8 protein-coding genes are annotated in these 10921 nt (G+C 66.4%); 1 reads left to right on the top strand and 7 read right to left on the bottom strand.

The window, feature by feature from the left end:
- Positions 1-24 precede the first annotated feature (24 nt).
- From ABNW52_RS00930 to ptsP, 6 genes are all read right to left on the bottom strand, one after another.
- Positions 25-621, bottom strand: coding sequence for an IMPACT family protein (locus ABNW52_RS00930; protein ID WP_349582737.1), 597 nt, complete (start codon positions 619-621; stop codon positions 25-27).
- A gap of 53 nt (positions 622-674) precedes the next feature.
- Positions 675-2333 carry a SpoIIE family protein phosphatase gene (locus tag ABNW52_RS00935; protein WP_349582740.1) on the bottom strand — a complete coding sequence of 553 codons (1659 nt, stop codon included), beginning with the start codon at positions 2331-2333 and terminating at the stop codon, positions 675-677.
- A gap of 10 nt (positions 2334-2343) precedes the next feature.
- A complete protein-coding gene (locus tag ABNW52_RS00940) occupies positions 2344-2649 on the bottom strand; it encodes an STAS domain-containing protein (RefSeq protein WP_349582743.1) in 306 nt (101 codons plus the stop codon).
- Between the two features lie 163 nt (positions 2650-2812).
- The gene (locus tag ABNW52_RS00945) at positions 2813-4540 is read right to left on the bottom strand and encodes a fructose-specific PTS transporter subunit EIIC (RefSeq protein WP_349582746.1); all 1728 of its coding nucleotides are present in this window, start codon (positions 4538-4540) and stop codon (positions 2813-2815) included.
- 187 nt (positions 4541-4727) lie between these two features.
- Positions 4728-5678 carry a 1-phosphofructokinase gene (gene pfkB / locus ABNW52_RS00950; RefSeq protein WP_349582749.1) on the bottom strand — a complete coding sequence of 317 codons (951 nt, stop codon included), beginning with the start codon at positions 5676-5678 and terminating at the stop codon, positions 4728-4730.
- Complete coding sequence (gene ptsP / locus ABNW52_RS00955) at positions 5675-8200, bottom strand: phosphoenolpyruvate--protein phosphotransferase (RefSeq protein ID WP_349582752.1); 2526 nt, start codon at positions 8198-8200, stop codon at positions 5675-5677. The genes pfkB and ptsP overlap by 4 nt, the downstream gene beginning before the upstream one ends.
- A gap of 152 nt (positions 8201-8352) precedes the next feature.
- On the opposite strand from ptsP, the gene ABNW52_RS00960 reads away from it, so the two are divergent.
- Complete coding sequence (locus tag ABNW52_RS00960; RefSeq protein ID WP_349582755.1) at positions 8353-9336, top strand: LacI family DNA-binding transcriptional regulator; 984 nt, start codon at positions 8353-8355, stop codon at positions 9334-9336.
- 103 nt (positions 9337-9439) lie between these two features.
- Here the strand turns inward: ABNW52_RS00960 and ABNW52_RS00965 are convergent.
- A partial coding sequence (locus tag ABNW52_RS00965; RefSeq protein WP_349582758.1) for a type I secretion C-terminal target domain-containing protein occupies positions 9440-10921 on the bottom strand: 1482 nt, incomplete at its 5' end.

Below are 10921 nucleotides of genomic sequence, written 5' to 3' on the forward strand. Positions count from 1 at the left end.
CAGGTGCATGCGTTCCCGCCGCGCTTAATCCTGCGGCGGCTCTAGCCATTGCAGCTGGCCGTGGCAGCTGTCTTCCAGCGCCTGGCGCAGTGCCGTGGCGTCGCGTTCGGTGGTGGTGAATTCCAGGCTCACCAGCGCATCGTGGGTCACGTTGCCCAGCGTGGCCGCGTGTTTCTGCAGCTGTCGGCGCGCCGGGCCTTCCAGGGCGTAGGGCAGCTGGCAGCGCAGGGTCAGCAGGCGTTGCAGCTCGGTGCGCGGCACGCCGTCCAGCGCGCGTGCCACGCTGTCGGTGTAGGCGCGCACCAGGCCGCCCGCCCCCAGTTTGACGCCGCCGTAGTAACGCACCACGGTGGCCAGCACCCCTTCCAGCTCCTGATGACGCAGCACTTCCAGCATCGGCCGCCCGGCGGTGCCGGACGGTTCGCCGTCATCGTTGGCCGCACTGTGGCCGCCGGCCAGCAGCGCCCAGCACACGTGGGCGGCGGCGGGGTGGGCCGCCTTCAGCTCCGCCACGCGCAGCAGTGCCGCCGCGCGGTCGCGCATCGGCTCCACACAGGCAAGGAAACGGCTTTTCTTGATATCCAGCTCGGCATGGCCGGCGTGTTGCAGGGTAAACGGCATGATGGCAAATGGCCGGGACAGCCCGGCGAGGCAAAGGGTAGGCGGGGCAGGGCTTACAGCAGGTAGCTCACGTCCACGCGGCTGCCGCCTTGCTGGAATTGCACCTGCTGGCACAGGCGGCGTACCAGGGTGATGCCACGGCCGTAGGGCGCGTCGTGCTCGCAGTCCGTTGGCAGCTGCGACAGGTCGAAACCGTTGCCGCTGTCCTGTACCGATAGACGCAGCAGGTTGCCATCGCGGCGCATGGCAACATCGATACGCCCTTGCTGCAGCGCGCTCAGACGCTGTTGGCGCTGCTCCAGATAGCGGGCAAAGCCATCGCTGGAATGCTTGTCACTGGAGTCCAGCTGCAGCACGCCGTGATCCAGCGCATTGCTGAACAGTTCGGTAAGCACCACCAGCATGTCGCTGAACTGGCTTTCGTTGAGGCCGATCTGGTTGAGCCAGCCCAGCAAGGTGGGCATGCCCTGGTCGTCGCGCAGCTCCTTGGGGCCAAAGCCCAGCCGGATCTCCCAGCTGTCCAGCTGGGTAACGCCGTGGGGCTGCGGGCTGGCCGGCGGGGTGTGGTGGTCGTTGCTGCACGGAGCCACCACCAGCGAGATGTCGTCCACGTTCTCGTTACGGCCCAGGTGGCGGTTGACCAGCTGCGCCAGCGGGGCGATGACCGGCGCCGGCAGCGGGGCGGCCAGCAGCGCGGTCAGGCGCTCGATGGCCAGCAGCTGGCCATCGGCGCTGCGGGCTTCGGTCAGACCGTCGGAACAGATCAGCAGCCGGCCCGGCTGCTGCCAGCGGTACACCTCCACCGCCGGATCGAACGCGGCATTGGGCAGGATGCCCAGCGGCGGGTGTGTCGAGACAAAACGCTTGCTCAGCTCGCCCTGCTCGTTGATGAAGCCGGCAAACGGAATGCCGCCGTTCCACACCGTGACGGTGCGTTCCTGCGGCGCGATGGCAACCAGCGTGGCGGCCACGAAGCGCCCCACCGGCAGCTGCTGCTTGAGCTTCTTGTTGATCTCGCGGGCGATGGCATGGATGCCGAAGCCCTTTTGCGTCATGGCGTAGAACACCGTGGCGGCCGGCAGGCAGGCAATGGCGGCGGCCAGGCCGTGGCCAGTGCTGTCGGCCAGCATGATGTGCAGAGTGTCGGCCGGCGATTTGGCGGCGGTGATGATGTCGCCGCTGAACTGCACCGTGGGCTTGATCCACTGCTCGATGCCCGTGTCTTGCTGGTCGCCGTACAGGTTGTTCAGTACGTGCTCGGCCAGCTGCTGTTCCATCTGGTTGGCGTGGTAGTAGGCTTCCAGCCGCTTGGCATCCTGGGTGATGCGCTGCTGCATTTCGGCAATGCGCGCCATTACGCGGATCTTGGCGGTCAGCAGCTTGGTATCCACCGGTTTGGCCAGGTAGTCGTCGCCGCCGGCCGCCAGACCGGCCAGCACGTCTTCCTGCTCGGACTTGCCGGTCAGGAAGATGATGGGGATCCATTGCTTGTTGTAGCGCTCGCGTAGCCGCTGGGTAGCGGTCAGGCCGTCCATCACCGGCATGATCACGTCCATCAGGATCAGGTCCGGCAGCTGTTCCTCACAGCGGGCCAGCGCTTCGGCACCGTTGGCCGCTTCGATCACGTGGTGGCCGCGCTGGCTGATGACGCGGGCAATGACCAGTCGGTTCACCTTGCTGTCGTCGACAACCAGCACGTTCAGCTGACGCATGGGCGGGCTCTCAGTCAATCAGGAAGAATTTTTCGAAGCGGGCAATGGCCAGAATCTGGCGGATGCCGGGCCGGGTGTTGGTGATCAGCAGTTTTATCCCGCGCGGACTGAGCTGCTCGCGCAGCACCAGCAGCATGCCCAGTGCCGAGCTGTCGAGATACTCAGTGTCCTGCAAATCGATGTCTACGCATGTCACCTGCGGACTGGCCATGATGGCATGGCAGGCGGCGCGGAAATCGCCGTGCAGGGAGAAGTTGAAATGGCCACGGATGTGGATGCTGGCTTCCGTGTCACGTATCTGGTAACTCAGTGGCATGGAATGTTCCTTGGCGTATGGGATGCGGGCGGCGTAACAGACTGCATTGTATGTAATTGGTTTGGCTTGGTCACCCGCCAGTGGGCGGTTGTCGGACAAAAAAAAGGCCCGGCGCCATCAAGGCGCACGGGCCGGGCCTGCGAGGGCAGGTTGGGAGAGAAACTTAGACGTTGGCCGCATCCGGGGTCTTCTTCAACACCCCCAGCAACACGGCGGAAAGCGCGGTACCGGCCAGCAGCGCCACGATGTACATGCCCAGATTGGTCACCGCATTGGGGATCGGCAGTACGAACACGCCACCGTGCGGCACGCGCAGTTCGCAACCGGCGGCCATGGAGATGGCACCGGCCAGTGCCGAGCCGGCCACCAGCGACGGGATCACGCGCAGCGGATCCTTGGCGGCAAACGGGATGGCGCCTTCGGTGATGAAGGAGATACCCAGCACGCCAGCGGCTTTGGCGCCTTCGCGCTCATCGGCGCTGAAGCGGTTCTTGAACAGTACCGCGGCCAGCGCGATGCCCAGCGGCGGGGTCATGCCGGCGGCCATCACTGCCGCCATCGGGCCGTATACCTGGCTGGCAATCAGGCCGGTAGCGAAGGTGTAGGCTGCCTTGTTGATCGGGCCACCCATGTCGAACGCCATCATGCCGCCCAGGATCATGCCCAGCACCAGCGCGCTGCTGCCCTGCAGGCCTTTCAGCCATTCGGTGACCACGCCCAGCGCCGCCGCTACCGGCTGGCCCAGCACGTAGTACATCAGCAGGCCGACGATGGTGGTGCCCAGCAGCGGCAGGATCAGCACCGGCTTGAGACCGTCGAAGTTGCGGCCCAGCTGGATCTTCTCGTTCAGGTATTTCACCGCGTAGCCGGCAATGAAGCCGGCGACGATGCCGCCGAGGAAGCCGGAGCCGATGGCGCCGGCAATCATGCCGCCGGCCATGCCCGGGGCGATGCCCGGACGGTCGGCGATGGAGTAGGCGATATAGCCGGCCAGGATCGGCACCATCAGCGCAAACGACGCCTTGGCGCCGATGTTGAACAGCGTCCAGCCCAGCGTGCCCTTGTGCGCATCGTCAAACACATAGATGCCGCCCAGCGCAAAACCCAGTGCGATCAGCAGGCCGCCGGTCACCACGAACGGCAGCATGAACGATACGCCGGTCATCAGGTGTTTGTAGGCACCGCTGCGTTCCTTGCTGCCCGTGGCCGCGCCGGCTGCCGCATTGCCGCTGCCCTGGCCACCGGCGGTGGCAGCCTGCAGCCTGGCGCTGGCGTTGGCGTTGTTGATCAGCGCCTTGCCATCGTTGATCGCAGCCTTGGTGCCGCTCATGAACACGCGCTTGCCGGCAAAGCGGCTGGTGTCCACCTGGGTGTCGGCGGCGATAATCACCAGATCGGCGCCGGCGATGTCGGCAGCGGACAGGGTGTTCTGCGAGCCGACCGAGCCCTGGGTTTCCACCTTGATGCGGTGGCCCAGTGCCTCTGCGGCGCCGGTCAGGCCTTCGGCCGCCATGAAGGTGTGGGCGATGCCGGTGGGGCAGGAGGTAATGGCGACGATGGACAGTGTCTGGCTGGCGGCGGCGGCCACCGGTGCGGCGCCCAGCGCGGCGCCCAGCACCGCCTGCGGGTCGGCCAGCACCGCTTCCAGCGCGGCCAGGTGCTCGCGTTTGCCGGCAAAGCGGGCATCGCTGCCGCTGGCGCCGACGCGGATCACCTGCTGCGCGGCGGAGACTTCCGCCTCGCTCAGCGGATCCTGCACGCCCTGCGCGGTATGGGTTTCGATACGGATGGCCTGCCCGAGCTGTTTGGCAGCCTTGCGCAGTGCTTCCGCGGCCAGCAGGCTCTGGGTGCTGCGCTCGGGGCAGGTGAGTACGGCCAGCAGTGTTGACATGTATGTCTCCTCTCGTTGTGCTGCTGTAGAACGCTTGGCAACCCCCGCGTGAAAGCCGGGTTTTGCGAGGCGCCCTGAAATGTCCGGCCCGCCCGGTGTGTTGTAGGGGGCGGTACGAGCCGGAGTAATCCTGATGAATCTCTTGCGCTGCAGCCCAAGGTTGGCCGCATGCGATGCAGTTGCCGGCCTACACAGCCTGCAGCTGTACTTGTTCCAGCAAGGCTTTCACTTCCGCCCGCGGCGGCAGGTGCGGCCCCAACCTTTGCAGCTTGGCGGCGGCAAAGGCGGTGCCCAGTCGCAGCGCCTGCGGCCAGGGAGCGTCGTGGTGACGTGCCGCTACCATGCCAGCCACCAGCGCATCGCCGGCACCTACGGTGCTGACCGGGGTGATGGCGAGCGGGCTGGCCAGCCAGCAGCCATCCTGGCGGGTGGACAGCAGTGCGCCGTCGCCGCCCAGCGACACCACCACGGTGGCGATGCCACGCTGGTTGAGCGCGCGCGCCTCGGCGGCCACCTCGGCCACGGTGGGCAGCGCGCGGCCGACCCAGTCTTCCAGCTCGTGGCGGTTGGGCTTGATCATTGCCGGCAGGGCCTCGTCCTGTGCCAGCACCTGCGCCAGCGCGTCGCCGCTGGTGTCCAGTACCACTTCGGCGCCCAGCGCCTGCAGCTCGCGCAGCAGCGGCAGATAGCCGGCCGGCTGCAGCGCCGGCGGCAGGCTGCCGGCCACCACCACGATCTGGCCGTCTTCCACCAGATGCTGCAGTTGCTCGATCAGCTGCGGCAGCGCGTTGTCCGGTACGTCCACCCCCGGCAGATTGATGTCGGTGGTGTCCAGCGTGTCCTGCGCCACCAGCTTGATGTTGGTGCGGGTGTTGCCGGGCAGGCGCAGAAAGCGGTCGGCGATGCCCTTGTCCTCGAACAGGCTGACAAAGGGGCCGGCGTTGTCGCGGCCCAACAGGCCGCTGGCCATCACCGGTACGCCCCAGTCCGCCAGGCAGCTGGCTACGTTCACGCCCTTGCCGCCCGGGGTCTGCGCCGATGCCTGCGCCACGTTGACGCGGCCAACGTTGAGGCTGGCGAGGCTGATGGTGTGATCCAGCGCCGGGTTCAGCGTGATGGTCAGCACCTGGCGGCTCATGCCTCCACCTCTTCCAGTACCGAATCCAGGCGGGCGGCCAGCGCGCGCACCGCGCCCACGTCCGGGCAGCGCAGCGCGTCGGCGGCCAGGCGGGCGAGGTGGCCGCTGCTGCAGCGGCGCAGCATGGCTTTCACATTGGCAATGTCGCGCTGGCTCATCGACAGCTCCTGCACGCCCAGACCGGCCAGGATGGCGGCGCCCAGCGGGTCGCCGGCGATGCCGCCGCACACGCCCACCCAGCGGTTGTGGCGGCTGGCGCCTTCCACTGTCTGGCGGATCATGCGCAGCACCGCCGGGTGCAGCGCATCGGCTTCGCGCGCCAGCTCCGGGTGCTGGCGGTCGATGGCCAGCACGTACTGCGTCAGGTCATTGGTGCCGATGGAGAAGAAGTCGACGTGTTCGGCCAGCTGGTCGGCCATCGCCACCGCCGCCGGCACTTCCACCATGATGCCCAGCGGCACTTCCGGTGCGGCCAACGTCTGGCGGATGCGCTCGCATACCGCACGTAGCGCTTTCACTTCGTCCAGGCTGGTGATCATCGGGAACATGATGGACAGCGGGCCGTGGCTGGCGGCGCGGTAGATGGCGCGCAGCTGCGGCTCCAGCAGGTCCGGGCGGCGCAGCAGCAGGCGCACGCCGCGCACGCCCAGGAACGGGTTTTCCTCGTGCGGCAGGTTGAGGTACGGCACCTGCTTGTCACCGCCGATGTCCAGGGTGCGGATGATCAGCGGCTTGCCCTGCAGCGCGTCCAGCATGCCGCGGTAGGTCTGGTACTGCTCGTCTTCGCTGGGGGCGCTGTCGCGCTCCAGGTACAGGAACTCGGTGCGCATCAGGCCCACGCCCTCGGCGCCGGCCTTCACTGCGGCGGCGGCCTGCTCCGGGTGGTTGGCGTTGGCCGCCACCTCGATGCGCTTGCCGTCCTGGGTGGTGGCCGGGGCCATGGCGGCGGCGGCGGCCTTCTTGGCGGCTTCCTGCTGGCGGGCGATCCACTGGCGGGCGCTGGCCAGATCGGCCTCGTCCACGTTCAGGTACAGGCGGCCGCTATCGCCGTCGATGATGGCGGTACTGTCGTCCGGCAGATCCAGCAGCGAGGCGCCCAGCGCCACCAGGGCCGGCATGCCCAGGGTGCGGGCGATGATGGCGGTGTGCGACGACGGGCCGCCCTGCGCGGTGCACAGGCCGATGATGCGCTGCGGGTCCAGCGCGGCGGTGTCGGACGGGGTGAGGTCGGCGGCGGCAATGATCAGCTGGTCGCCTTCATCCAGCGGCTTGCGACGCGCGCCCAGTTCCGGTGCCAGCTGGTCCAGCACGCGCAGGCCCACATCGCGCAGGTCGGCGGCGCGCGCGGCCAGCAGCGGGTTGCCCAGCGCGGCCAGGCGCTCGGCCAGGCGACTTACCGCCTGGTGCCAGGCCCAGGCCACACCGTGGCCTTCCACCATCAGCTGGCAGGTGAGGGTGATCAGGTCGGTATCGTTCAGTAGTTCGGCCTGGGCGCGGAAGATGCCGGCCTCGGCGGCACCCATGCGCTTGCCGGTGGCGGCGGCCAGGTCCTGCAGCTGCAGCCGGGTGGCGGCCAGTGCCGCATCCAGCTGGTCGCCGCCGCTGCCCAGCAGCACCGGGTGGTCCGGCACTTCCAGCACCGCCGGTTTGATCACGCGCAGCTGGCCGATGGCCAGGCCCGGGCTGGCGGCGATGCCGTCCAGCGCCAGCGGCTTGCCGGCCGGCTGCCATAGCGCGCGGCCAGCCTGTACCTGTTGCTGTTTGGCAGCCTTGTCGGCCTGTTCCTGCTCCTGGGCGGACAGGCCGCTCATTACCGACTGCAAGGCGGCCAGCAGTGCCGTGGCATCCGGGCCTTCGGCCGATACATGCAGGGTTTCGCCGTGGGCGATGCCCAGCTGCAGCAGGCCGATCAGGTTTTTGCCGTCGCCGCTCTCCGCCCCCTTGCGCACGCGGACGTTGGCCGCAAAGCGGCGGGCGGTTTCCACCCACTGCTGCGCCGGACGGGCATGCAGGCCGTTGGGGTAGTCCATCACCCAGTCGAAACCATGGGCGAAGTCGGCAACCTGTTCAGCCGGGGCGGCGGCAGGCGCCTGCTGTTCCAGTGCGGCCAGCAGATCGGCCGGGTGGGCGGTGTCGAACAGGCGCCCCAGCGCGCTTTCATCCTGCAGCAGGCGGGTGAGGCGGCGCAGCAGCGCCAGGTGTTCGTCGGACTGCGCGGCGATGGCAAACACCAGGTGCACGGTCTGCCCCGGGTTCCATTCGATGCCGCCCGGCACCTGCAGCACGGCGATGGCGGTGCTGCGGATCAGGTGGCGGTCTTCGATCATGCCGTGCGGGATGGCGACACCATGACCAAGGTAAGTGTTGGCAACGTTCTCACGCGCCAGCAGGCTGTCGACATAGGCCGGGTCGATATGGCCGGCGGTGGCCAGCAATTGGCCTGCCTCCCTGATGGCTTGGGCCTTGCTGGCCGGGCTGGCGCCAAGGCGAACCAGTTCGGGGCGAATCAGCGTGCTGGACATGGTGGTCGTCTCCTGTGTCTAGATTTGTTTGACTGCATTGAAATCGATACCATTTTTTGTGTCAATCAAGATTTCAATTTCGGTGTAACATCTTGGCCAATAACGCAACTGATCTGGGTTTGTATGGTTGCAATCGATACCGGAGAAAGCGGATGGCAAAAATCAAGGATGTAGCGGAACTGGCTGGTGTGTCGGTGTCCACGGTATCCCGCGTGCTGTGCAACGGCCCGGTGAGCGACAAGGTGCGCAAGCGGGTGGAAGCGGCGATGAGCAAGCTGGACTACCGCCCCAACCTGGCGGCGCGCCGCCTGCGTTCACAGCACACCGACACTATAGGATTGATCGTGTCGGATATCCGCAATCCGTTCTTTACCGCCGTCAGCCGCGCGGTGGAGGACGAGGCCTATCGCAACGGCATGCGGGTGATTCTGTGCAACACCGACGAAGACCCAGAAAAAGAGGCGATGTATCTGAAGCTGATGCGCGAGGAGCGCGTCACCGGGGTGATCCTGGCGCCCACCCGTCACAGTGCCGCGGCACTGGATACCGAGGCGCTGGGCTTTCCGGTGGTGATGATCGACCGCACCCCGGCGCAGGGCGATGGCGATGCGGTGGTGCTGGACAACCGCCGCGCCGCCGCGCAGCTGGTGGAGCACCTGCTGGCCGCTGGCTACCGCGATATCGGCGGCCTGTTCGGCAATACCAGCAGCACCGGCGCCGAGCGCCACGCCGGCTTTGTGGCGGCACTGAACCACGCCGGGCTGCCATCGCCGGCGCGCTTCGTACCGCCCAGTGTGGAAGCGGCCGAGGCGGCGGTGACGGCCTGGCTGGCAGAACCAAACCGCCCGCGCGCGCTGCTGATCAGCAACGGCATCTTCCTGCTGGGCGCGGTGCGCGCCATCAAGGCTGCCGGCCTGTGCCTGCCGCACGACCTGGCGCTGGCCGGCTTCGACAACGAAGTGTGGACCAGCCTGATCGACCCCGGCCTGACGGTGATCGAGCAGCCGGTGGACGAAATCGGCCGCAGCGCCATGGCCATGCTGCTGGCGCGGCTGGAAGACCCGGCGCGCAGCCACCGTCACGTGGTGCTGCAGGGCAAGCTGGTGCCGCGCGGCAGCAGCGCGCCGCTGCGCTAATCAAGGTTGGCTGCATGCGCTTGCGGCCAACCTTGAGCAGATAAATAAGGGATAGACAAAAAAAGAGCCGGCAGATGCCGGCTCTTGTTCATGGCAGACCGTCTTAGTCGGTCTTCAGGTTGGTGTTGTTTTTCAGCTGCTCGATGATGGCTGCATCGCCGCCGGTCAGGTTTACCCCTTCCAGCACAATGCGCTGATCAGCGGTGGCATCGTAGTTGCTGCCGTTGAACTGGCCGGCACTGCTGACCTGAACCACGGTATTGGTGCCATCACTGGTGAAGTGCAGGTAGTTGGTCAGGTTGCTGCTGTTTTCGCCGCGCAACAGGTCCTTCAGGTCCAGCACATCACCACCGGCACCGGTCTGGAAGTCCTTGATGGTGTCGATGGTCGGCGCCCCAGCCTGGCCCTGGTCGCCCAGTGCCCACTTGAAGGTATCCGAACCGGCGCCGCCGATCAAGGTGTCGTTGCCGAAGCCGCCGTAGATCACATCGTTGCCGCCAACCGGGTCGCCCAGGGTGGTGTCACCGTAGATGGTATCGTCGCCCAGCCCACCCATCAGCACATCGTTGCCATAACCACCGCGGATGGTGTCGTTGCCGGCACGGCCGTCGATGAAGTCGTTGCCATCACCGCCGGAAAGGGTGTCGTTACCAATGGTGCCGTAGGACATATCCTGCCCGGCCAGGTAATCGACCGTCTGACCGGTCTGCGTGGCACTGCCGGTCGCCAGCTCACCGCCGTTGGTATCGCTGCTGAGCCAGTCGCGGTTGTCGCTGCTGCTGGCCGCGCCAGTGTCGAAGCTGCTCGAGTAGTTGTCGGCGTAGTTGTTGTGCGGCAGCACGTACTCGTCGGAGTTGATGATGTGCACGTTGGTGCCGCTGTTGATGGTGGTGCCGGACAGCGTGATATCGAACTGGCCGCTGGCACTGTTCTGGCTCATCACCACGTCGGTATTGCCGGCGGTCAGGTAGAAGCGGAACAGCGTATCGCCGTTGGCGGTGTACAGCTTCTCGTAGTAGTAGCTGGTACCCGTCGGCAGAGAGGTCGCGCTCAGCACCAGCGCGGCGGCGGCAACATTGTCCACCCAGATATCCCAGTGGATGGTGCGGTTGGCAAACAGGGTGATGTTGCCGTCCTTGGCGCGAAGGTTATAGGTCTGGTGATCCGGCGACAGGTTCATCTGCCAGGAGGCACCATCGGCATACAGCACCGGCGGTTTGAAGTCGTTGTCGATGATGGTGGTGACAACTGTATTTGCAGCGTTATTTACCTGTCCAATAGAGCTGCTAAGTAACTGTACAGTGTAAGCCTCGTTTTGCTCATAAGTCGTATCATCAATTGTAACGACGCTGAAGTTTGCAATGACTGAGCCGATTGACCAGCCACCAGCCGGCGCCGTCACAGTCAGGGTGCCGTCTTCGGAGTTGTAGTCGACCCCTTCGGTAGCGGTGTCGAGCTGGAGGCCAGTGCCGATCTGGAAGGTGACCGACTGACCGGCAACCAGCGATGCGCCGCTGAGGTTGATGCTATAGCTGGCGGCACTGCCTTCGGCAACAGAGGCATCCCCGGTCAGGGAGAAGACGGG

Source organism: Vogesella oryzagri (genome assembly GCF_040148885.1).
In the GTDB taxonomy this organism is placed as follows: Bacteria; Pseudomonadota; Gammaproteobacteria; order Burkholderiales; family Chromobacteriaceae; genus Vogesella; species Vogesella oryzagri.